The organism is Dyadobacter endophyticus (genome assembly GCF_014641595.1).
GTDB lineage: Bacteria > Bacteroidota > Bacteroidia > Cytophagales > Spirosomataceae > Dyadobacter > Dyadobacter endophyticus.
Genome location: NZ_BMIA01000005.1, coordinates 198,203 through 220,278, shown reverse-complemented (window position 1 = coordinate 220,278; position 22,076 = coordinate 198,203). Strand labels below are relative to the sequence as shown.

Below are 22,076 nucleotides of genomic sequence, written 5' to 3'. Positions count from 1 at the left end.
GAGCCGGTTTATTGCTTTTGAAAACTATGAAAACGAAAAGCTTCGCATTACTCTGGCTCGCGGTTTTACTGTTGTCGGTACCCTATATTTCAGCCCAAACCCCCGAAAAAACGACCCAGTGGAAGGGTTTTGAGAAAGTCGAATTCACATTTCAGGACCGGAATGCGTGGTATGTAAAACCACAAAAAGCGATTGAAGGCAATCCTTGGGTGTGGAGGGCACATTTCCCCACATGGCACACGGATATGGACAGTATTCTGCTCTCACGCGGTTTCCATGTCGCCTATGTCAATACCAACGACATGTTCGCGCATCCCAAAGCGATGCAGGTTTGGGATGCATTCTACGATTACCTCGTGAAGGAAAAGCATTTTGCTCCCAAAGTCGCGCTGGAAGGGGTAAGCCGCGGCGGGTTGTACGTTTACGGCTGGGCAAAGCGTAATCCTGATAAGGTAAGCTGCATTTACGCGGAGGCGCCCGTAGCCGATCCGAAAAGCTGGCCGGGCGGCAGGGGAAACGGCAAAGGCTCGCCCAAAGACTGGGAAGCATGGAAACAAATCTTCAACATAAGCGAAGAGCAAGCGGCTAACTTCACCGACATTCCATTGAACGACCTGGGCGGGCTGGCGGCTTTCAAAGTGCCGATTGTCCACGTCGTAGGTTTAAAAGACGAGCACGCGCCCGTAGCCGAGAATACCGACTTGTTAGTCAAAAATTACCTCGCAGCAGGCGGACCTGTGAGCGTGTACCCGATGACGCGGGGCGAGCAGACGCTCGAAGGCCACCATTTCCCGATCGAGCATCCCGAATTCTTTGCCAATTTTATTGAAGAGAACAGCGTTCCGGTTCAAAAACCACTGCTTCACACGCCTTACATTACTTTGAATAAGGGCCTGGGCAATGCATTTGAAAAGTTCAGGACTACTAAAAAGGGTATTGTCGCATTCCTGGGCGGCTCCATTACCCACAATCCCGGGTGGCGTAACAAGACGTCGCAATATTTACAGGAGCATTTCCCCGACACCGAGTTCACATTCATAGCCGCCGGCATACCGTCACTCGGCAGCACGCCGCATTCGATGCGGTTCAGCCAGGATGTGCTTGCGAAGGGGACGCCCGATCTGCTTTTTGTCGAAGCGGCGGTCAACGACCGGGGCAATGGGTTTAGCGAAAAGGCACAGATTAGGGCATTGGATGGTATTTTAAGGCAAATGTATGCTGCTAATCCCAAAGCGAATGTCGTAATGATGGCATTTGCTGAGCCGAAAAAGAATGACGATTATGAGGCGGGCAAAGAGCCAGTGGAGGTAGGCGTCCATGAGCGGGTGGCGAAACACTATGGCGCGGTTTACATTAACCTCGCCAAGGAAGTGTACGAGCGCATCAAGGCTGGCGAATTCAGCTGGAAATATGATTTCAAAGACCTGCACCCGTCGCCGTATGGCCAGGAAGTCTACGCGCAGACAATCAAGGAAATGCTGAAAATGGAATCGCCGGCGACCGGCGAAGTTAAACTACCGATGCCGATGGACCGGTTCAGCTACGACAAAGGCAGTTATCATAAGCTGGAAGAAGCCAGAAACCTGAAAGGTTTCACCCTCGATCCCGACTGGAAACCCAAAACGAAATTCTCCACCCGTGAGGGATTCGTTGATGTGCCGATGCTCACCACAGAAGCCGCCGGTTCGTCATTGGATTTCGAATTCAAAGGCCGTGGAGTGGGTATCGCCATCATTTCGGGCCCGGATGCGGGAAAGATCACTTACACGATCGACGGCAAAAAGCCTCAGACGCTCGATACTTACACACCTTGGAGTAACCAGTTGCACTTGCCGTGGTACCTGATGTTGGCCGACGAGCTTTCGAGCGGTAAGCATAAGCTGCATTTGACGATTTCGACTGAAAAGAATGAGAAGAGTGAGGGGAACGCACTTAGGATTGTGCATTTCCTTGTTAATGAGTAAATAGCGTTTAATTTTTCACACAAAGGCACTCTGGACTGATGGAGTCGTTGGATCGATTGATTTCGGCAATTTTTTGCAAGGGTATGCCGACAAGGAAGAAAGTATTTTCCGAAAAATTCTCGACAAAGATACTTTCGCGCAGGCGCGGACCGACGGACGGACAATTTACTGGGATGGATTGACAGAAATGATCGACTACGACGGGGAGATCATATCAGCGCCGCTCGATTTCTGCCCGGACGTCCTCTTTCAACATTCAAGCCTTACCTAATTCCGTCCCGTCTGCGTCGTATAGGTACTCTCAAAAATCTTATCCGCATTCCCCGCCTCAAAACCATCGCGTCGGTGCTTTCTTTGGATTTCACCTGCTGGCAGATTCGTAAACCACGGCAAAACCTTCCGCTCCGCAAACTCCACATAAGATCCGGAAATGCGCAGCTTTTCGCCGTTTGCAAACTCTGCGTCCAGCATTTCGGCCACGGTGGAGCTTTGTAGCAGGCCGCCGTCCGGGCTCACCTTTATTTTACCACCGGAAGTATTCAGTTTAATACCGTGTTTTTCTAGAAAATCGTTGAATGCGGCGACAGTATTGTATCCTTCGGGCAGGTTATGGACGCTGATGGTGAAATGGTTGAGGTAATAGCGGTTGTAAATTACCCAGGCAGCGTATTCACTTTCTTTGAGCAATGACTGGTAATCGGCGACGGTAGGTGTGCGCCACAATGGCTGGTGCAGGAATGCGTCCACCGCTTCCCCATTGTCGAGATCGAGGGAGTCGACCGGGTCTGTGGCGACCTCGCCGGTGTAGCTGCGGATGATGCGCTGGCTTTCTTCGGAAAGGTCGCCTACGCGGAGCTCGCTCACGAAAATGCGCGGGTCTGTTTCGCGCGGCGGGCTATACCACCAGGCATCGAGTTTTTTGCCTTCGAAAAAATAATGGTCGCGCTTTTCGTAGCCATAATGCAGGAATATCTTTTCAAAAGACTTCACACCCAGCTGCGGCACGCCCATCGTGCGAAATGCAATATGGTCGTTTTCGATGTCGGCGGTGCTTTTGACGATGCCGTCGCTTACCATCGCGTCGAGGATTGTTCGCACGTCCGGCACACGCTCCTTGTAGCGGCGCATGAGGCCGTTTAATACAATGTCGAGAGTGGCGAGTTTATCGGCTGACGTTCCCATATTTTTCGATGTTTGATGATTAATGTAATTGGCTCGTCAGCGCAGTCGAAGGCCGTTTGCAGTACCGGCCTTCGACTGCGCTGACGAGCCTTTGTTATCCTTTCGACAATTCCGTCGATCGTACCTGCGCGGCGAAAATGCCTTTTTCAAGCGTTTTGTCCAGTTCACCGGCCTCGAACTGGCGCAATGCGGCCTCGGTGGTGCCTCCTTTCGACGCTACCGCTTTGATCAGATCGTCGAGCGACTTATCAGCAGTATTGATCAGATGGTAAGATCCCAGCATCGTTTGCTTCACCAGCAATGCAGCCACCGATTCTTCGAAACCCATTTGCTTACCTGCCTCGATCATCGCTTTCACGACATAAAAAAAGTAGGCCGGACCGCTGCCGCTCAATGCCGTTACTGCGTTCAGTTGGTCCTCATCTTCCAAAAAGACCGACCGCCCGGTTGCATTAATGAGGTTTTCAATTTTACGCAGCTGATGTATATCTACCTCGGGCGACGCGGAGTAGGCCGTAATGCCCATTCCGAGCATGGCCGGGGTATTGGGCATCGCCCGGATTACCGCTTTATGGTCCAATGCATTCTGAATGCCTTCGATCGTCACACCGGCCATGATCGACAATACTACCTGGCCGGGTTTGATGACTTCTTTCAGCGCCCCGGCAACCGAAAGGAAGTCCTGCGGCTTCACCGAAAGGATGATCAGGTCGTATTCACCGATCTGCGGGCCGATAATGCCCGTGATCACGCCCGGCTGGAAGCTTGTGAGGCTGTCGAGACGGTCGGTGCTTTTTTCAACCAGTAAAAAATCCTGGTTTTTGACGAGGTCGAATTTCAGGAAGGCGCGGGCGAAGGCCATGCCCATGTTGCCGCAGCCGATGATAGCAATTTTCATTTTTGGACTAACTAATGGTATCGTAAGGATTTTGGCGAATTACGTAACTTTTAAGGAATTATCTGTCCTGAACAACCCGCGCAGATTAATTAATGCTGAATGAAAAGAGAAAGCGGTATGTTCTTTGTAACACTGGTTAGCTTTGCGGAAGGATTTAACAGCGTTGCATTGGATAAGTAAATGTGTCGAGAAATAAAATTCTGCTTTCTGGATTTAGTTCAACCTAATATTTTGAAAAACAAGCTTAAAGCGTTTGTTTAGAATTTGATAAATCCCTGCTTGCCAAATTATCTAATTATATTGTAATACTCCTATTATGGCTATAAAAGTTGCTATTTCGCATAAAACAAGATATAAGTTCGACCGGAGTGTTTCGCTTTCACCGCATATTTTCAGGTTACGGCCCGCGCCGCATTCGCGTACGCCGATAGAGGGCTATTCGCTGAAAATTACACCTGAAAATCATTTCATCAACTGGCAGCAGGACCCATTCGGAAATTACCAGGCGCGTGTCGTTTTTCCGGAAAAAACGACCGAGTTGAGCATCGATGTGGAGGTGATCGCCAAGATGCAGGTCATCAATCCATTCGATTTTTTTGTAGAAGATTATGCCGACAAATATCCGTTTCAATACGAACCGACATTAGGCAAAGAGCTCGGGCCATACCTGGAACCCCGTGAGAACGGGCCGCTCTTGACGGACTTTATCCGGAATCTGAAAATTCAGCAGGATATTAAGACGGTCGATTTTCTGGTTTACCTCAATCAGGAGCTTTACAAGGCTATTCATTACAATATCCGGATGGAGGTAGGCGTACAGACCTGCGAGCAGACGCTCACGATCCAAAGCGGTTCGTGCCGCGACTCGGCGTGGCTACTGGTGCAGATTTTGCGGCATTTGGGTATTGCGGCACGGTTTGTGTCGGGTTACCTGGTGCAGCTTACTTCGGATATCAAGTCGCTCGACGGGCCTTCCGGGCCGGAGGCGGATTTTACCGACCTTCATGCGTGGACGGAGGCGTATGTGCCCGGCGCGGGATGGATCGGCCTCGACCCAACTTCCGGGCTTTTCGCCAGCGAGGGGCATATTCCGCTTTGCTGCACGCCCGATTATGCCAGCGCCGCGCCGGTTTCGGGCGCTACGGATGTGGCCGAAGTTACTTTTGAATTCGACAACAAGGTTTTCCGCATTCACGAAGACCCGCGTGTAACCAAGCCTTACTCGGAGGAACAATGGGCCCAGGTAATGCAGGTGGGTTATGATGTGGAAAAGGATTTGCAGGAAAACGATGTGCGTCTCACGATGGGCGGCGAGCCTACGTTCATTTCCATCGACGATTTCGAATCGGCCGAATGGAATACTGCGGCCGACGGGCCGTTGAAGCGGCAGCTGGCTTATGACCTGTCATTGAGATTGAAAAACCGTTTTGCACACGGGGGATTGCTGCATTTTGGTCAGGGGAAATGGTACCCGGGCGAGCAGTTTCCACGTTGGCAATATGCACTGTACTGGCGCAATGATGGCGTTCCGATGTGGAAGAACGACGATCTCGTGGCCAAGGAAGGCGAAACGAAATTCACATTCCGGGACGCGGAAATTTTTACAGCCGAATTGACCAAATACCTCGGCATTGACACCAATAACATTACCCCAGCCTATGAAGACCCCATTTACTGGGCGTTGGAAGAGGGCAAGCTTCCTGTTAATGTCGATCCGTTGAAAGTGAATCTGAAAGATTCCATAGAGCGCAGGACTTTGGCGAAATTGCTGGAAAAGGGCTTGAATAACCCTGCCGGATTCGTGATACCTGTCAAATGGGAGGAAAATGGGAAGCATTGGACGAGCACAGCCTGGCAGTTCCGCAGAGGTAACTGCTTCCTCATTCCCGGTAATTCGGCGATGGGTTACCGCTTGCCGTTGAAATCTTTGCCCGAAATCGCCAAGGAGCGGCGCGAACAGCCAGTGGACCGCAGCCCGTTCGAGGACTTGCCCGTACTGGCCGATTATCAGCCGATCGTGCAGGCACGGTATGGTACGGTGGCGCCTGATTATCAATTGCCCTTGAATATCCAGCCGGTTGATACAGCAGAAGATTTAAAGAAAAAGAAAGAAGAAGAATTACAAGATAGCCTGCTTTTCGACGTGCCGGTGATCAAAACGGCACTTTGTGTGGAGGAACGCGACGGCATTGTCTATGTTTTCCTACCGCCTACTGATTACCTCGAGCATTACCTCGACCTGATAGCTTCGATAGAAGCCACCGCTGAAAAGCTGAAAATGCCGGTGCGTATTGAAGGTTATCCGACGCCATCGGATTACCGCGTACAAAAACTGATTGTAACGCCCGATCCCGGCGTGATAGAGGTAAATATCCATCCTGCGAAGAACTGGCAGGAATTGGTAGATAACATCAGCGCATTGTACGAAGAAGCATTCTTCTCACGCCTGGGGACAGATAAATTCATGGTCGATGGCCGGCATACTGGCACCGGTGGAGGCAACCACGTAACTATTGGCGGTGCCAAGCCTGCCGACAGCCCGATATTGCGCCGTCCCGACCTTTTACGCAGCCTGCTGACCTACTGGCAGCACCATCCCGCATTGAGCTATCTTTTTGCAGGCCCGTTCATTGGCCCTACCAGTCAGGCACCCCGTATCGATGAGGGACGCGACGAGCGACTTTACGAAGTTGAAATCGCATTTGATCAGATTCCCGAAGACGGCGAAGTGCCGTTCTGGATGGTGGACCGCATTTTCAGGAACCTGCTCGTGGATATTACCGGAAATACCCACCGCTCGGAGTTTTGTATGGATAAACTCTATTCTCCCGATTCTTCGACGGGCCGGCTGGGTATCCTCGAATTCCGTGCTTTCGATATGCCGCCGCACAAGCATATGAACCTCGTGCAGACGCTGCTCATACGCGCGCTCATCGCGAAGTTCTGGAAAGAACCTTACAAACATAAGCTGATCCGCTGGGGGACAGAGCTCCACGATCGTTTCCTGCTGCCGCATTTCGCCTACCTCGATATGGTAGATGTGGTGAATGACCTGAAAGCGGCCGGCTACAACTTCGATATTTCGTGGTTCGACCCGTTCTTCGAGTTCCGTTTCCCGCATTACGGTGGCATTACTGTTGACAATATCCAATTGGAACTTCGCTTGGGCATCGAGCCGTGGCATGTTTTAGGGGAGGAATTGTCTAATGCTGGTACCGCGCGGTTTGTGGATTCTTCGCTGGAAAGATTGCAGGTGAAAGTGAGCGGATTTGTGGAAGGAAGGCATATTCTGGTCTGCAATGGTTGCCGGGTACCGTTGCGGAGTGCGGGCATTAAGGGTGATTATGTATCCGGAATCCGCTACAAGGCCTGGAACCCGCCATCGGCATTGCACCCGACGATCGGGGCCGATGCACCGTTGGTTTTTGATATTGTGGATACCTGGAATAACCGTATATTGGGCGGTTGTACCTATTTCGTTTCGCACCCCGGCGGGCGCAGTTTTGATACTTACCCCGTCAATAGCTTCGAGGCCGAATCGCGCAAAATCAGCCTTTTCCAGGGATTCGGGCACACGCCGTCGGCTACCCGCGAGGTGCCGGTGATCGAGAAGACTGAGGCGGGCGTATCCCGGTTTGTGGCCGAAACGAAGAAGGAAATGAAAAGCGACACCCCGATCGAATTGATCAATCCGGAGTATCCTAATACGCTGGATTTACGCAAATTCTGGAAATCGCGGTAGATTTGCAGTATAACCCTGATCTTGAATATGCTTACCGAGGCTTCCGTGAACCTGTTGCAATCCTACCAAGCCGGACTGACTTCTTACGATGAGGTGCTGGATACCGACGGAAAGTTGAAGCCTTACTGGCGGGCGCTGTTTGCCACGTTGGAAAAATTGGGCATTACAGAACTCAAAAGCCGGAATCAGGAGATTATCAGCAAGTTGCGCGAGAATGGCGTGACTTACAATGTCTACGGCAGTCCCGATGGCATGAACCGCCCCTGGCAGCTCGACCCGATCCCGTTCCTGATCGAACACCGCGAATGGGACCGGATCTCGAAAGGGTTGCAGCAACGGGCGCATTTGCTGGATCTGGTTTTAAAGGATCTTTACGGGCCGCGGAATCTGGTAAAAGATGCCGTTATCCCCGCTGAACTTGTTTTTGAAAACACAGGATTTTTACGCCCCTGCATTGATATCAAAGTCCCTGGTCCACGGCAGCTGACATTGTTCGCAGCCGACATGGCACGCGGACCCGACGGCCAGATGTGGGTGCTAGACAGCCGCACGCAGGCACCGTCGGGATCGGGTTATACGCTCGAAAACCGCATTGTGATGAGCAAACTGCTCCCCGAGCTGGCCGACGGCATGTATGTGAGTAAGCTCTCACCTTTTTTTAATAGCATTCAAAACACCGTTCTGAGGCTTTCTGATAAAAGCCGCGACGCCCCCAATATCGTTTACCTCACACCCGGACCGGGCAATGAGGCCTATTTCGAACACGCCTACCTGGCCTCATACCTGGGTTATACGCTTGCTCAGGGAGACGATCTGCTCGTACGCAATGGAAGTGTATGGTTGAAATCCATTGACGGTTTACAAAAAGTCGATGTCATCGTGCGGCGTGTCGACGACGACTGGTGCGATCCGCTGGAATTGCGCGAAGATTCCCGCCTGGGCGTGCCCGGCCTTTTGCAGGCGATCCGCCTCGGTAATGTCCAGGTTATGAACCCGCCGGGCTCGGGAGTACTGGAAAACCATGCTTTTCTGGCATTTATGGAGAATATATGCCAATACTTTCTTGGGGAAAAGCTGCTTATGCCAAATGTCGCCACCTGGTGGTGCGGGCATCAGAAAGAACTGGCCTACGTACTCGATAATATCGATGAGTTGATCATTAAAAAGGCTAACCGAAAATCGAAATTCAGCTCTGTTTACGGACGCACACTTTCAAATGCGAAGAAAGCGGAGCTGATAGCGATGATTACCCAGCGACCGCATGATTTTATCGCGCAGCAGGAGGTAAGTCTTTCAACCACTCCCTCATTGATCGACGGCGTGATCGAGCCGCGGTATGCCGCTTTGCGGGCATTTTTGGTGGCGGATGAAAGTGGCTACCACGTCATGCAGGGCGGGCTCACGCGCAGTTCGGCGGTGAAAGACCGGTTTGTGATCTCCAACCAGCAGGGCGGTTTCTCCAAAGATACCTGGATCGTTTCCGACAAATCCGACGAACCACAGGAAAGGGTCGTCCTCAATACACCTGCCGCTGTCAATAAGCATGTTTCGCTTCCGAGTCGGAGTGCCGAAAACCTGTTTTGGGTCGGTCGCTATTGTGAGCGGGCAATGGCGGTGATCAAGTTCATGAATATTACCATCAATGTCCTTAATCTAGATCGTAACTTCGGCGGGTCGGCGAAACAGGAACATATCAAGGTGCTTTTACAGTCGCTTACGCACGTTTCGTCTGCCTATCCCGGGTTTTTAGACGGCGATGAAAAGCTGAACGATCCTTATAAGGAGATCATCGCGTTGATTTCCGACAACTATCGCCCTGGGTCGATCGCTTCCAATATCGGCTCGTTTCTGAATGCCGTAGGCGCGGTACGGAACCAGTGGGAGCTTGAAATATGGCGGATCGTTGATTTGATCGACAACGGTTACCATGAGATCCGGAATGCATCGCATATGAACAGTACCAACATCCAGCGGACGCTCGACGGGTTGTTTAATAATATGTTTACGTTCCTGGGCGTGATAGCGGAGAGCATGCCGCGGGATAACAGCTATCTGCTGCTGGAAACGGGAAAACTGATTGAAAGGATATTGTCCCGGGTGAGTGTGATCCAGTCCAATTTTGGCGTCGGACGTTCGGCTGCCGTGGAAAATGAGCTGATCGAAGCTACGCTGATCAACAATCACATGCTGGTGAATTACCGGCAGATCTACAAATCGCATTTGAGTGTGGAGGCGATGCTGGATATGATTTTGCTTGAAACACGGCTGCCGTATTCGCTGGCTTACATGCTCGATGAGCTGGCTAAAAACCTGGCCGCATTGCCGGCTACGACGCGCGGTGAGCGATTAAATGAGGCCGAAAAGCTCGCTTTGAAAGCATCTACGTTGATAAAGCTCTCGAATATCCAGGATCTGACCAGATGCAATGACAGCGATGAGCGTGCGGAGCTTTTCAGCCTGCTTTCCGAAGTGGCGCGGCTGATTAGTGCGGTGTCGATTTACCTGACCAATCAGTATTTCAGCCATACACTGATACACCACTCTTTTGAACCGATGGACTACGATACGGATGAAGTATAAGCTGATCCATAAGACGGAGTATAAATATGCCGAGGCCGTGAACAACTACCATAGCCTGGTGTGCCTCACGCCGCGCATGCTGCCCGATCAGCTTTGTCAGGATTTTAGCATTAAAATAACCCCGGAACCGGCGCAGATCTGCGAGCGCGTCGATTTTTATGGTAATACCACGCATTATTTTTCCCTGCATTCGCCGCACAAAACGCTTACCGTGCTGACGACCGCGATCGTAGAGCGTTTGAAGGAACGTACGGGCTCGCTCTTCATTCCGTCGTCGGTAACGAGCAGGGAAGCGAGGGAGCGACTCACGAGTGATCGTGCAATGAAAGTTTCCTTTTTGGAATACACGTTACCCAGCCCCCTGGTGAAGTGGGACGCGGAAATCAGGGCATATGCCGGCGATTGCTTCGATGATGAAGCGCCTTTGTACGATTGCATTGCCCGGCTTTGTGCGAAGATTTACAGGGAGTTTAAGTTTATGCCGGATTTTACGACGGTGAACACGCCGATTAAGGAAGTATTGGCTGCTAAAAAGGGCGTTTGCCAGGATTTTTCACATCTGGCCATCGCCTGTATCCGCAGTTTCGGTTTCGCGGCACGCTATGTGAGCGGGTATTTGGAAACGCTTCCGCCTCCGGGCAAACCCAAGTTGCAGGGCTCCGATGCTTCGCACGCGTGGATCTCGGTTTTTATACCCGATTACGGCTGGTGCGATTTTGACCCCACAAACAATGTCGTCCCGGGTGAGCGGCATATTGTGACAGCCTGGGGCCGGGATTACAGCGACGTGCCACCGCTGAAAGGCATTATTTTCAGTTACGGAAAACACACGCTTTCGGTAGAAGTGGACGTGATCCCGGTATAATGCAAAATTAGGCCACATTTGCCGCGTTTTTTAACAGAATGGTTCCGGTAAAGAATTTGAGAATTGGCCGTTGTTCTATAATTTTACCAGATCGTTTTGAAATAAGTGTACAAAACCTCTTTTAATGTAACCGCGCAGGTCGGTCTGTTCAGATGAAATGATCTTGCAGTGGTTTCTTCTAAGAATTAATAATTATCAGAATTACGAATGAAAGAAATAGCATTTAGAGATGCCATTCGCGACGCTATGTCGGAAGAGATGCGCCTTGACAAGAGTATTTTTTTGATGGGTGAAGAGGTTGCGGAATACAACGGTGCTTATAAGGCGAGTCAGGGAATGCTCGATGAGTTTGGTCCCGACCGCGTGATCGATACGCCTATCGCGGAGCTTGGCTTTGCGGGGATTGCGGTGGGAGCTGCCGGAAACGGCCTGCGTCCTATCGTGGAGTTTATGACATTCAACTTCTCGCTGGTGGCGATCGACCAGATCATCAACAGCGCGGCTAAGATTCTTTCGATGTCAGGCGGACAGTTTGGTTGCCCGATCGTTTTCCGCGGTCCGACCGGTAATGCAGGTCAGCTCGGAGCGCAGCACTCGCAGAACTTCGAAAACTGGTTTGCCAACACGCCGGGTCTGAAAGTGGTGGTCCCTTCGAATCCTTACGATGCGAAAGGCCTTCTGAAATCGTCTATCCGCGACAACAACCCGGTGATCTTCATGGAATCGGAAGTAATGTACGGTGATAAAATGGCTGTTCCCGAGGAAGAATACCTCATTCCACTTGGAAAGGCGGATATCAAACGCCAGGGTAAGGACGTAACCATCGTTTCTTTCGGTAAAATGATCCCCCGCGTGGTAATGCCGGCGGTGCTTCAACTCGAAAAAGAAGGTATCGATGTGGAAGTAGTGGATTTACGCACCGTCCGTCCGATCGACTACCCTGCCGTGATCGAATCGGTTAAGAAAACCAACCGCTGCGTGGTGGTAGAAGAAGCCTGGCCACTGGCTTCCATTTCTTCGGAAATCGCTTACCATATTCAACGCCATGCATTTGATTATATGGATGCGCCGGTGATCCGTGTTACGAGCCGCGATGTGCCTCTTCCATATGCGCCGACGCTGATAGAAGAAATTCTGCCAAACGTGAAGCGCACGGTGGACGCCGTGAAATCGGTACTTTATAAATAATCTTCAGAGATTCACAGCAAAGCCAATACCGAACCAGGTTTTGGCTTTGTTGGTTATACCCCCTGATGTCAGTGTTAGTAAGTTTCTCATTTGAAAGTGGTTATTAATTAAATACTATTCCGAAATAGGCAGAATACTAGTACTTTTGTGCTTTGAACGCTCCTTGATGTAGACTAACAAATCAATTCAGATTATGCAAGAAGAACGAACAAGATATTCAGAGGAAGAATTAAGGGAGTTTGAAGAACTGATCCGCGGCAAGCTGGAAGCGACAAGAAGTGAGCTCGAATATATTAAAACCGGTTTAAGTAAAAAAAACGATAGCGGCACGGACGTAACTTCCGGTGCGGCAAAATTAGTGGAAGACGGGGCGGACGCGAGTGAACGCGAAAACCTGAGCCAGTTGGCCGCACGTCTCCAGAAATACTCGGTACAGCTGGAAAATGCGCTGATCCGCATTAAAAACGGCACCTACGGCGTTTGCATCGATACCGGCAAACTGATCCCGAAAGAGCGGCTGCGCATCGTACCACACACACAGCAAACTATTGAAGCGAAACTGAGAAGAGCGAGCTGATTCTTCAAACCAAAAATAGAACGCAAGAGAGGTTATTCCAGAATGGGGTAGCCTCTCTTGTTTAAAAGCGGCCACAGCGTGGCCTTTTATTCCGCTTCGCTGCCCAGTACTTCCCGAAAAACCTCCATTAATCCTTCGGAGGGCTCCTGGCCTTTGTTTTTAGATTTGAAATACTCCTGAAACAGCTTTTCCATGCTTAATGAGAGGTCGACTTCGGAAGAAGTATCGGCCACCTCGCTTCGCTTAATCTGCGGAATGATCTGAACAATGCCCGAATGCGCTTCCATTAACCGCTTTTTGTCGGAGGCTTCGAGGTAATTGTCTGAAATGATGGTCAGTTCGATCAAATCTTCCGAATGCTCACCGAGCCATTCGATTGCTTCATCAATGCTATGAAAGCTTTTACGGCGCAGCTTTTTGCCTTTCAACAATTCAATAGGCTTGTAGCCGACCAGCTTCCCAGCCTCCGCTTCGATCAGGATCACATATTTGGTTTGATTGGCTTCTGAAAAACTGTACGCTAATGGGCTGCTGGAATAGACAGCCGGCGCCGGTAACTTATCGACCTGATGAAAGCGATGCAAATGGCCTAATGCAATGTAATGCACCTGTTTCGGGAAGTTTTCGGTGTAAATGGCCTGGGCGCCGCCAATATGCAGTATCGGCCGCTCGTCGTCGGGCTCTTCGGGTATCGGGCCGCCTTTTTGCATGACGAATAAATGCGTGGCAAGCAGGTTAAAACCTCTCTCATCGAGGTATTGATCTGCGAGCGTTTGCCAATGCTGCTGTAAATGCACGCGCAATGTTTCTTCCGATTCCTCGACGCCGAGGAATGTTTTCAGACGTTGCTCGTTTGCGTAGGGCGTGTGCAGCACGCGCAGGGGGAAGGGGGCATTAGGAAGGCTGATTTCCAGGAAACCCGGCGCGGTTCTGATAATATCCACCTGACCTTGCGTGCAAAATGGTTTGACTTCGGTATTTGGAAATCCGACGAACAGAATGCCGCAAACCTTGGCGAGCGCGTCGGGTACCTGAATGCGCTCGGGGGAATCGTGGTTGCCAGCGATAGCGACAACGGCACGGGTGCCGTTGGCCGACAACCGGTGCAATGTACTGTACAAAAGTTCGGTTGCTTCCGACGACGGGTTGAAGTTGTCGAAGAGGTCACCGGCAACGACGATCGCGTCGACCTGCTCGCGCTCCGCTATTTCGCAGATTTCTTCGAGTACCAGTCGCTGTTCGTCGAGGCGGGAAAAGTTATCGAGCTTTTTGCCGATATGCCAGTCGGCCGTGTGCAGTATTTTCATTCGTGTCGTTAATTTAGCGAAAATAACAGATCATTTCCGAAGTTTTGAAATACATTAAAACCTCTTTGAAGGCATTGAACGGCTTGCTTTGGTTGCTGCTGGCAGTTGTAGCGATGGTATTGTGGGGCTGCGGCAGCCCTTCCGGCAAGCCAGGCGCGGGCGGCATTGCCATTTCATTCGACGACCACTTTATCAAAGAATGGTACGAGCTCCGGCCATTGTTCCATAAATACAATGCAAAAGCGACTTTCTTCATCACGTGTCCCGACAGCCTGAATGCAGAAGAAGTATCGATGTTGAAACAGTTGGAAAAAGAGGGCCACGAAATCGGTTTCCACGGAACCGTTCATGCCAAATCTACCGAATTAATGGCTGCCGGCGGACCGAAAGGATATATCGAAGCCGAGCTCGAAACGGGCCTGCGGCATATGAACGCGGCGGGTTTTAAACCCACATCGTACGCGCACCCGGGCGGGAACCATAATGATCGTGTTGATTCAGTGCTTTTGGCGAAGGGCTTTACGGTTTTACGTGATGTAGCCATTTCGAGAAGGAAATATAAAGGCTTTCAATTCTACGCATGGCCTCCGCGATGGATGAATGCGATTTACTACCCGTTCGATGGGGCGCAGCAAGTGGATGCGTTAATGATCGATTACGACGAGGTGACCGGGGAAGAAGTTGCCGAGGCTATTCAGGAAGCAAAAGAAAATGGCACGGCAGTGATGGTTTTTGGGCATGAACCTTTATACAGCGCTCCTCAGAATGGTAAGTATGGTTTCAATGTAAGCTTTCTGGCTGCGGTTTTACGCGAGGCCCACAAGCAGAGATTGAAATTCTACACGATGTCGGAGCTGCCGAAAACCCGTTGATCAACGTCCGAATTTACGATCCTTGTAGGCAAGAAGCGGTTTTTCAATGTAGTTGTAGGAAAAAGTGGCCACTGCCACCGAGCCGATAAAGCTCAAAATATAAAGCACTACCTGATAACCGGCGTCACGCCAGCCGGGCGCGTACATTTCGAAGAGATTGATGATCACGACAATCACTGCGACGTGGTACAGGTATAGGCCATAGGTAACCTTACCCAAATGGTCCATTGCCGGGTGACCCAGGTTCACGATCGTATTCGGGTTACACGAAACATTCAGCACGAAGAAGGCGAAGAACAGAGCGTATACTTCAAGGAATGCGAAGAAATGCACGCCTGAAAAGAACAATGCGAGCAGGATCGCGTAAGCGGCTATTTGAATGTCTTTCCTGAAAACGAAGTTCAGGATCCGGGTTTTATCCTTGTAAACCAGCCATGCGCAAAAACCTCCCAGCGCCATTGTCTGAATGCGGAACTGCCCGAGAAAAGTGGAGATCATTGATTTTCGGGTCTCTTCCGACGGATCGACGATTTCGAGTCCTACGTAAAGCAGCCCTGCCGTCAATAGAAGGAAAAACAGCAGGATGGGTATGCGTTTTTTGGGATACTTGATCAACCAGGGCCAGAGGTAATAAAACTGCTCCTCTACGCCGATTGACCACGTTTGTGCGCACCAGTAAGGCAGGTCGTAGAGCACGAATGCAAAATTGGGTAAAACGAGCAGGAGCAGGGCGAGCCTTTCCGGCAGGTCTACCGTCAGCTGTTCCTCAATTCCGGGATAATCGAATATGCCGATGTGCGGGAACACCAAAAAGGATAATCCGATAATGAGAAAGTAAACAGGCCAGATGCGGAATACGCGGCGCAGGTAAAACTTTTTCGCATCGACATCGCCGAACCGTCCACGTTCTTCGAGGAGTAAATAGGTGATCAGGAATCCACTCAGTACAAAGAACAGCCCTACACCAAGCCTTCCTGCATGCTGTATAATGGGTATATCATATATATTGGCAATGCCCAACGCATGCTTGGCTTGTTCGAGGTGGTGAAATACCACCAGCGTCGCCGCAATAGCACGGATACCGTTCAGATTTGGGAAATAGCGCTTTTTCTTGTCCACCACCAGCTTTTTATTCAAACCAGGCCATCCATTTCCCCTGTACCTTCATAACCTGCTCTATCAGGTCGCGAACGGCGCCGCGGCCTCCGTTTTTGGGAGAAATATAGTCGGCGATAGCCAGGATTTCATCGGCGGAATCGGCCGGGCATGCGCCCATTACGTTTGTACGCATGACCTCGTAGTCGGGAAGGTCGTCACCCATAAATACGATTTCATCTTCTGTCAGACCGGTTTCTGCGAGGTATTTTTTGAAAACGGGCAATTTGCCATCCGGTGAGGTGCCGATGAAAATATCAGTTACGCCGAGGTATTCGAGCCGTTTACGGACACCTACCTGGCTCTGGGCGGAGATGATAGCCACACGATAACCCATTCTGACCGCCCGGTTGATGCCATAGCCGTCGCGTACGTTGAAAATGCGGGGTTGCTCGCCGGTTTCGAGGGCGATGACGCTGCCGTCGGTCATGACGCCGTCGATATCAAAAATGAAGGTGGTAATGCGCTTGAAACGTTCCGTAAGAGTCGAATCCATGAATAGCCGAATTGTGAATCCTGCAAATATAGCCTAACTTTTTTCGCGACAGTGAGGCTTCTTATTATTTTGAAATGTAGAGATTGCGGATTTTGTCGGTGAGCAGGCGGTAGATTTCCGTATAATCCTCGTTGGTTTCCTGCAAATATTCGAGGTGGCGTGCCGTGGTTTTCCAGTCGCCGCGCCGGGCCGGGCCGGTTTGCCCGATGGAAGGGTCGTCGGAAAGCAGGGCTTTGTCTATCGTTGTTTGAATGAGCGGTTTCAGCAGATCGAAATTGAGCTGTTCGCGGTCGAGGAGGTCGTGGGAGATTGTGAGCATGTAATTCGTGAAATTACTCGCAAAAACCGCCGCTACGTGCAGAATGAAGCGCTCGTCGGAGTCCATTCGCGTTACGTTATTGCTCACGCTCGAAGCAAGTTGCGTTAATTTGGCTTCAATGAGCTCATTGCGCGACTCGATGCAGAACGGCAACTCGCTGTAATCCATTTCAACATCCTTTGTAAAAGTCTGCAACGGGTAGAAGACGCCCGTGTGGACATATACGTCGCTGTAAATCTCCACAAGTTTCTGAAATTCAGCGAGCGACCGCGTACCCGACGTGTGCACGAGGATCACGCCCTCGGGCAGCACAATGCGTTGGATCACACTCTCGATAGCATCGTCCGTCACCGCGATCACGATCACTTCGGCTTCGCTTTCCGAGAAATTGAGATCGGGCTGGATATTAGTATCATACAACGACGAAGCCAGCTGACGCGCCTTCTGCGTATCGCGGCTGTACACCTCGCAAATCCAATGCCCCGCATCCTCAAACGCCTGCGCCAAGTGCCAGGCCACATTACCAGCGCCAATGAAGGAGATTTTCATACCAAAAGATTGAAATCTTCAACAAGATATTCGTAGAAAGGCAACTTCCCAAATCAGTGCACCACGGGCGCGACCTGCTCCGGCGTTGTAATGCCGCCCGGTAGCTCCATAATGCGCATGTTTCTGAAATGGATCTCAGCGCCTTCGGCTTCGAGGCAGATGTAGCCTTTCTTGCGCTCGGAGGCGCGCAGGCCGTTGACGAATTTGCCGTTGACAGAGAGTTTTACGGTGCCGTCCACGGCCACAACTACATATTTGTTCCATTCGCCTTTGCCTTTGCAGCGCTTTTCGAGGGACTTGCTGCGAATGCCGCGCGGATTGTCGGGGATGGCCGTCATGCCCATGGTCGGGAACAGCTCGCCGTGGACGTAGTCGTCGGTGGCGTTATGCTGGGGGGCATAGTCTAGTTCCAGCATTTGCACTTCGATGGCCTTCGTGAGCGGGTCGTGTTCCTGGGGAGTGCCTTCACTCCATATAAATACGCCGGAATTGCCGCCGGCTTCCATATGTTTCCATTCCACTTCGAGGATGAAGTTTTCGTACTGCCTGTCGGAGCGCATCACACCGATGGGCTTGCCCGAGCAGATCAATGTGCCGTTTTTGACTTTCCAGGTTTCTTTGGATGTATTGACGTCGACCCAGCCGTTCAGGTTTTTTCCGTTGAATAGAGGCACAAATGCGAGATGATCATTGCTCTGGGCATATAACCGACCGTTAAATAATGCATAAAGGACCAAAATAGCCACTTGTAAACGCATAAGGCGCGATTTGTTGCCGGCATCAGTTATTATTGTAGCATTCATCATCTAACTAGGGGTTCAGCAATGAAAATTTTAAAAGGAGTGATTATCATTTTATTACTGAATGCCACTTTCACACACGCTCAATACGCTTCGTCAGTTGCAGGAGGTGTGGATGTCGGTTTAGGCCTGGGTAGCAATTCGTGGGCCCCTTCTGTAATGTATCACGAGGAGGTAGGGCCGCAAAAACTTCCGTGGCTCCGGCTGGGGCTTGGTTTCAGGGCATGGGGCTATTATGCGGGTCGGACCAATCTGGACACCAAACGCGTTGCCGGAATTGAGGATTACCTGGAATACCGCGATGTGTCGATCAACGGGATAAGCTTTCTGGCGGGCGTCAATGTGAGTTTCTGGAAGCTGGATATCGGTGCTAATACCGACTTGCTGGGTTTGACCTTTGGCTCCAAGCGGCACGGCTACTATGAAAAGAACATCCCCACGAACGGCACCGGCAAGCCGTACTACAACCAATGGTTAGCCAGCAGGCCAACGGTATTCAATGCATTACCGCTCGCGCTCCGGAGGAACAGCGGGCAATCGGAGGCTTTCGTACGTTTCAAGGCCAGCCGGAGGGTCGGGGTGAAGGTTGGTTACACTTACGGACGGGTTACCTATACGACCAGGAAAATCGACGATTTCAATGTTTACCTCGATAACAACCAGCGACATGTGTCCAAAGTTTACGGCATTCCGTACATCGCATTGGCCTTTGCAGTAGAGGATTAACAAATGAATTTCTCAAACATACTTGTAATTCAATTTGTTAAACTCTATATTTGCACTCCCATTTTGCGATGGGACTGTCTTGTTACAGTGTAAATAATTGAAAATCAATTTAATTTTTTTGTTAATCGTGGATACGTTAAGCTACAAAACCATCTCGGCGAACAAAAACACAGTAAACAAGGAGTGGATTGTTGTGGATGCTGAAAATGCAATTCTTGGTCGTTTGGCCAGCGAAGTTGCTAAAATTATCAGAGGCAAACACAAAGCAAGCTACACTCCTCATGTGGATTGTGGAGATAACGTAATTGTTATCAACGCCGATAAGATCAAGTTGACAGGTAAGAAGATGTCGGACAAGGTTTATGTTCGTCACACTGGCTACCCAGGAGGTCAACGTTTTCAGACTCCTCGCGAGTTGCTCGAAAAACACCCAGAGCGTGTGATCGAGAAAGCCGTAAAAGGCATGCTTCCAAAGAACCGTTTGGGACGTCGTTTATTTACAAACCTGTTTGTTTACGCTGCCGCAGAACACCCGCACAGCGCACAGCAACCAAAGCAAATCCAATTGTAATTCATGGAAGTGATCAACACAATAGGTAGAAGAAAAACAGCCGTTGCTCGTATTTATCTGACACCAGGTAAAGGAGATATCAAGGTAAACGGCCGTGACTACAAAGAATATTTTCCATTTGAAGTACACCAGATCGTTCTTCAGCAGCCTTTCGCTACGATCAGCGGAGGAAATGGTTACGATATTAAAGTAAACGTTAGAGGTGGTGGAATCTCAGGCCAGGCGGAAGCTATCCGTATGGCGGTTTCACGTGCACTGGTTCAATACAACGGCGAATTCCGTGGCGCATTGAAAAAAGAAGGATTCCTTACCCGCGACCCACGTATGGTTGAGCGTAAGAAATACGGACGCGCTAAGGCACGCAGAAGATTCCAGTTCTCGAAACGTTAATATTTCGTCCAGACGTTGCTTATCGTGCCCGATGCTTCGTGCTGCGTAACAAGTCTAAAAATATTTTTAATCAAATTCGGCAATGGCACAAATAGAATATAAAGAACTATTGGATGCAGGTGTCCACTTTGGTCACCTTACCCGCAAGTGGGATCCACGGATGGCTCCATATATCTTCATGGAGAAGAACGGGATCCACATCATTGACCTGAACAAAACTTTGAGCTGCCTCAACGAAGCGGAAGCTGCGCTGAAACAGATCGTTCGTTCAGGACGTAAGATCATGTTTGTTGCTACTAAAAAACAAGCTCAGGAAATCGTAACGGAAGAGGCGAAACGCCTTAAAATGCCTTACGTAACTGACCGCTGGTTGGGTGGTATGCTTACAAACTTTGGCACGATTCGCAAGTCTTTGAAAAAAATGCAGACTCTCGAGAAGATGCTGAAAGACGAAGCCACGGTTAGCAATATTGCGAAAAGAGAACGCCTGATGCTTACACGTGAAAAGGACAAACTGGAAAGAGTACTAGGTGGTGTAGCGGACCTTACTCGCCTTCCAGCAGCACTTTTCATCGTTGATGTAAAACGCGAGCACATTGCGGTTGCAGAAGCAAAAAGATTGAACATCCCCATTTTTGCGATCTGCGATACCAACTCAAACCCTGAATTGGTTGACTTCCCAATCCCATCGAACGACGATGCTTACAAAGCGATCTCGTTGGTAACACTGGCGATCGGTAAGGCTATCGAAGAAGGTTTGATGGAACGCAAACAAGATAAAGACGATCAGCGCCTGGTTGAGGAAGAAGAAGCGAAACGTGCGGCTGACAAAGGTGAAGAGGCAGCGCCTCGCGCCGAAGTTGCCAGCGTAGAGGCTGCTGAAAGCGACGAAGAGTAAAAAGGGCAATATGGTGCAGTTTCTAACTGCTCATAGTTGAACATACAGAGTAGCCCATAGCCTCTTGCTATGGGCTACATTTTTTTAAATATTAATACAAAAATACTTATTCACGATCATGGCAATTACCGCACAAGATGTAAACAAACTCCGCCAAATGACCGGCGCGGGCATGATGGATTGTAAAAAAGCCCTGCAGGAAGCAGATGGCGATTTCGACAAAGCCGTTGATATTCTCCGTAAACAAGGACAGAAAGTTGCTGCAAAACGTGCCGACAACGCCGTATCAGAAGGAACCGTTCTGATCAACATCAGCGAAGATGGTACCAACGGTAAACTCGTTGCGCTGGCTTGTGAAACTGAGCCTGTATCGAACGTGGAAGATTTCAAAAACCTTGCGCAGTCTATCCTTGAAAAAGCAGTAGCGGATAATATCGCAGACAAAGACGCGCTTCTGGCTGCACCTTTGGCTGACGGCCGCCCTGTATCGGAGCACATGATTGAGCTTACTGGTAAATTGGGAGAGAAACTGGAAATCAGCGCTTACGAAAACGTTTCAGCGGATAAAGTTGTGCCTTACATCCACTCAAACGGTAAATTAGGCGTATTGGTAGCATTCGGTGGTGTAAACGGAACGGATGTCGCTGACCTTGGTAAAGACGTAGCCATGCAGATTGCCGCGATGAAGCCGGTTGCTTTGGATAAAGACGGTATCGACGCCGCTACTATCGAGCGCGAGATCGAAGTGGGTAAAGAGCAGGCACGTGCAGAAGGCAAACCAGAAGCAATGCTTGAGAAAATTGCTCAGGGTAAACTTCAGAAGTTTTACAAAGACAGCACCCTGCTGAACCAGGAGTTTGTAAAGGATTCCTCACTGACTATCCGTCAGCTGCTTGAAAAAACTTCAAAAGGTTTGACAGTAACTACATTCAAACGTGTAGCGATCGGCGGATAAGCCTTTTAGCAACAAAATATATTGACAACGCCTGGTATCTAA

At 50.1% G+C, this 22,076-nt stretch carries 20 protein-coding genes; 13 read left to right on the top strand and 7 right to left on the bottom strand.

The features are described 5' to 3' along the window. The first annotated feature begins 26 nt into the window (after positions 1 to 26). Positions 27 to 1,964 (top strand): SGNH/GDSL hydrolase family protein, encoded by a 1,938-nt coding sequence (locus IEY24_RS27855; protein ID WP_188938568.1) that lies wholly within the window; start codon positions 27 to 29, stop codon positions 1,962 to 1,964. 73 nt (positions 1,965 to 2,037) lie between these two features. Continuing rightward, a complete protein-coding gene (locus IEY24_RS27850) occupies positions 2,038 to 2,235 on the top strand; it encodes a hypothetical protein (RefSeq protein WP_188938567.1) in 198 nt (65 codons plus the stop codon). Here IEY24_RS27850 and IEY24_RS27845 read toward each other — a convergent pair. Both IEY24_RS27845 and proC read right to left on the bottom strand, forming a co-directional pair. Beyond that, the gene (locus tag IEY24_RS27845; RefSeq protein WP_188938566.1) at positions 2,232 to 3,146 is read right to left on the bottom strand and encodes a DUF1338 domain-containing protein; all 915 of its coding nucleotides are present in this window, start codon (positions 3,144 to 3,146) and stop codon (positions 2,232 to 2,234) included. The genes IEY24_RS27850 and IEY24_RS27845 overlap by 4 nt on opposite strands. Positions 3,147 to 3,240: 94 nt before the next feature. Further along, positions 3,241 to 4,044 carry a pyrroline-5-carboxylate reductase gene (proC, locus tag IEY24_RS27840; protein WP_188938565.1) on the bottom strand — a complete coding sequence of 268 codons (804 nt, stop codon included), beginning with the start codon at positions 4,042 to 4,044 and terminating at the stop codon, positions 3,241 to 3,243. A gap of 316 nt (positions 4,045 to 4,360) precedes the next feature. Between proC and IEY24_RS27835 the strand changes: the two genes are divergently transcribed. The 5 genes from IEY24_RS27835 (at position 4,361) to IEY24_RS27815 (ending at position 12,996) form a co-directional block, all read left to right on the top strand. Beyond that, positions 4,361 to 7,786 carry a transglutaminase family protein gene (locus tag IEY24_RS27835; RefSeq protein ID WP_188938564.1) on the top strand — a complete coding sequence of 1,142 codons (3,426 nt, stop codon included), beginning with the start codon at positions 4,361 to 4,363 and terminating at the stop codon, positions 7,784 to 7,786. 27 nt (positions 7,787 to 7,813) lie between these two features. Further along, positions 7,814 to 10,366, top strand: coding sequence for a circularly permuted type 2 ATP-grasp protein (locus IEY24_RS27830; protein WP_188938563.1), 2,553 nt, complete (start codon positions 7,814 to 7,816; stop codon positions 10,364 to 10,366). Then, entirely contained in the window at positions 10,356 to 11,231 is an 876-nt protein-coding gene (locus IEY24_RS27825; RefSeq protein ID WP_188938562.1) for a transglutaminase family protein, read from the top strand. Before IEY24_RS27830 ends, IEY24_RS27825 begins: the two co-directional genes overlap by 11 nt. 207 nt (positions 11,232 to 11,438) lie before the next feature. Then, positions 11,439 to 12,419, top strand: a complete 981-nt coding sequence (locus IEY24_RS27820) for a pyruvate dehydrogenase complex E1 component subunit beta (RefSeq protein WP_188938561.1) — start codon at positions 11,439 to 11,441, stop codon at positions 12,417 to 12,419. Positions 12,420 to 12,609: 190 nt separating this feature from the next. Beyond that, positions 12,610 to 12,996 carry a TraR/DksA family transcriptional regulator gene (locus IEY24_RS27815; RefSeq protein ID WP_188938823.1) on the top strand — a complete coding sequence of 129 codons (387 nt, stop codon included), beginning with the start codon at positions 12,610 to 12,612 and terminating at the stop codon, positions 12,994 to 12,996. 86 nt (positions 12,997 to 13,082) lie between these two features. Here the strand turns inward: IEY24_RS27815 and IEY24_RS27810 are convergent, their stop codons facing one another. Then, positions 13,083 to 14,303: a metallophosphoesterase family protein gene (locus IEY24_RS27810; protein ID WP_188938560.1), complete on the bottom strand. Its 1,221-nt coding sequence runs from the start codon at positions 14,301 to 14,303 to the stop codon at positions 13,083 to 13,085. 44 nt (positions 14,304 to 14,347) lie between these two features. Here IEY24_RS27810 and IEY24_RS27805 point away from each other — a divergent pair, with 44 nt between their 5' ends. Beyond that, on the top strand, positions 14,348 to 15,175 hold the full coding sequence (locus tag IEY24_RS27805) for a polysaccharide deacetylase family protein (RefSeq protein ID WP_188938559.1): 828 nt from the start codon (positions 14,348 to 14,350) through the stop codon (positions 15,173 to 15,175). On the opposite strand, the gene IEY24_RS27800 is transcribed toward IEY24_RS27805, so the two are convergent. The 4 genes from IEY24_RS27800 to IEY24_RS27785 form a co-directional block, all read right to left on the bottom strand. After that, positions 15,176 to 16,312: an acyltransferase family protein gene (locus IEY24_RS27800; protein WP_229223301.1), complete on the bottom strand. Its 1,137-nt coding sequence runs from the start codon at positions 16,310 to 16,312 to the stop codon at positions 15,176 to 15,178. It lies immediately after the preceding gene. After that, positions 16,305 to 16,826, bottom strand: a complete 522-nt coding sequence (locus IEY24_RS27795; RefSeq protein WP_188938558.1) for a KdsC family phosphatase — start codon at positions 16,824 to 16,826, stop codon at positions 16,305 to 16,307. The genes IEY24_RS27800 and IEY24_RS27795 overlap by 8 nt, the downstream gene beginning before the upstream one ends. A gap of 64 nt (positions 16,827 to 16,890) precedes the next feature. Further along, the gene (locus IEY24_RS27790) at positions 16,891 to 17,694 is read right to left on the bottom strand and encodes a Rossmann-like and DUF2520 domain-containing protein (RefSeq protein WP_188938557.1); all 804 of its coding nucleotides are present in this window, start codon (positions 17,692 to 17,694) and stop codon (positions 16,891 to 16,893) included. A 53-nt stretch (positions 17,695 to 17,747) separates the two neighbouring features. Beyond that, a complete protein-coding gene (locus IEY24_RS27785; RefSeq protein ID WP_188938556.1) occupies positions 17,748 to 18,452 on the bottom strand; it encodes a 3-keto-disaccharide hydrolase in 705 nt (234 codons plus the stop codon). A 66-nt stretch (positions 18,453 to 18,518) separates the two neighbouring features. Here IEY24_RS27785 and IEY24_RS27780 point away from each other — a divergent pair, with 66 nt between their 5' ends. From IEY24_RS27780 to tsf, 5 genes are all read left to right on the top strand, one after another. Continuing rightward, positions 18,519 to 19,220 carry a hypothetical protein gene (locus IEY24_RS27780; RefSeq protein WP_188938555.1) on the top strand — a complete coding sequence of 234 codons (702 nt, stop codon included), beginning with the start codon at positions 18,519 to 18,521 and terminating at the stop codon, positions 19,218 to 19,220. A 127-nt stretch (positions 19,221 to 19,347) separates the two neighbouring features. Next, positions 19,348 to 19,791 (top strand): 50S ribosomal protein L13, encoded by a 444-nt coding sequence (gene rplM, locus IEY24_RS27775; RefSeq protein ID WP_188938821.1) that lies wholly within the window; start codon positions 19,348 to 19,350, stop codon positions 19,789 to 19,791. Between the two features lie 3 nt (positions 19,792 to 19,794). Further along, positions 19,795 to 20,181 (top strand): 30S ribosomal protein S9, encoded by a 387-nt coding sequence (gene rpsI / locus IEY24_RS27770; RefSeq protein ID WP_015812950.1) that lies wholly within the window; start codon positions 19,795 to 19,797, stop codon positions 20,179 to 20,181. Positions 20,182 to 20,263: 82 nt separating this feature from the next. Continuing rightward, on the top strand, positions 20,264 to 21,079 hold the full coding sequence (gene rpsB, locus IEY24_RS27765; protein ID WP_188938554.1) for a 30S ribosomal protein S2: 816 nt from the start codon (positions 20,264 to 20,266) through the stop codon (positions 21,077 to 21,079). Positions 21,080 to 21,197: 118 nt separating this feature from the next. Continuing rightward, a complete protein-coding gene (gene tsf, locus IEY24_RS27760) occupies positions 21,198 to 22,034 on the top strand; it encodes a translation elongation factor Ts (protein WP_188938553.1) in 837 nt (278 codons plus the stop codon). Positions 22,035 to 22,076 lie beyond the last annotated feature (42 nt).

What these genes read in the sequence shown, in the direction of transcription:
- IEY24_RS27855 (WP_188938568.1), top strand. Translation starts at nt 27, where the DNA reads ATGAAAACGAAAAGCTTCGCATTACTCTGGCTCGCGGTTTTACTGTTG.
- IEY24_RS27845 (WP_188938566.1), bottom strand. Translation starts at nt 3,146, where the DNA reads ATGGGAACGTCAGCCGATAAACTCGCCACTCTCGACATTGTATTAAAC.
- proC (WP_188938565.1), bottom strand. Translation starts at nt 4,044, where the DNA reads ATGAAAATTGCTATCATCGGCTGCGGCAACATGGGCATGGCCTTCGCC.
- IEY24_RS27835 (WP_188938564.1), top strand. Translation starts at nt 4,361, where the DNA reads ATGGCTATAAAAGTTGCTATTTCGCATAAAACAAGATATAAGTTCGAC.
- IEY24_RS27830 (WP_188938563.1), top strand. Translation starts at nt 7,814, where the DNA reads ATGCTTACCGAGGCTTCCGTGAACCTGTTGCAATCCTACCAAGCCGGA.
- IEY24_RS27825 (WP_188938562.1), top strand. Translation starts at nt 10,356, where the DNA reads ATGAAGTATAAGCTGATCCATAAGACGGAGTATAAATATGCCGAGGCC.
- IEY24_RS27820 (WP_188938561.1), top strand. Translation starts at nt 11,439, where the DNA reads ATGAAAGAAATAGCATTTAGAGATGCCATTCGCGACGCTATGTCGGAA.
- IEY24_RS27810 (WP_188938560.1), bottom strand. Translation starts at nt 14,303, where the DNA reads ATGAAAATACTGCACACGGCCGACTGGCATATCGGCAAAAAGCTCGAT.
- IEY24_RS27795 (WP_188938558.1), bottom strand. Translation starts at nt 16,826, where the DNA reads ATGGATTCGACTCTTACGGAACGTTTCAAGCGCATTACCACCTTCATT.
- IEY24_RS27790 (WP_188938557.1), bottom strand. Translation starts at nt 17,694, where the DNA reads ATGAAAATCTCCTTCATTGGCGCTGGTAATGTGGCCTGGCACTTGGCG.
- IEY24_RS27785 (WP_188938556.1), bottom strand. Translation starts at nt 18,452, where the DNA reads ATGCGTTTACAAGTGGCTATTTTGGTCCTTTATGCATTATTTAACGGT.
- IEY24_RS27780 (WP_188938555.1), top strand. Translation starts at nt 18,519, where the DNA reads ATGAAAATTTTAAAAGGAGTGATTATCATTTTATTACTGAATGCCACT.
- rpsI (WP_015812950.1), top strand. Translation starts at nt 19,795, where the DNA reads ATGGAAGTGATCAACACAATAGGTAGAAGAAAAACAGCCGTTGCTCGT.
- rpsB (WP_188938554.1), top strand. Translation starts at nt 20,264, where the DNA reads ATGGCACAAATAGAATATAAAGAACTATTGGATGCAGGTGTCCACTTT.
- tsf (WP_188938553.1), top strand. Translation starts at nt 21,198, where the DNA reads ATGGCAATTACCGCACAAGATGTAAACAAACTCCGCCAAATGACCGGC.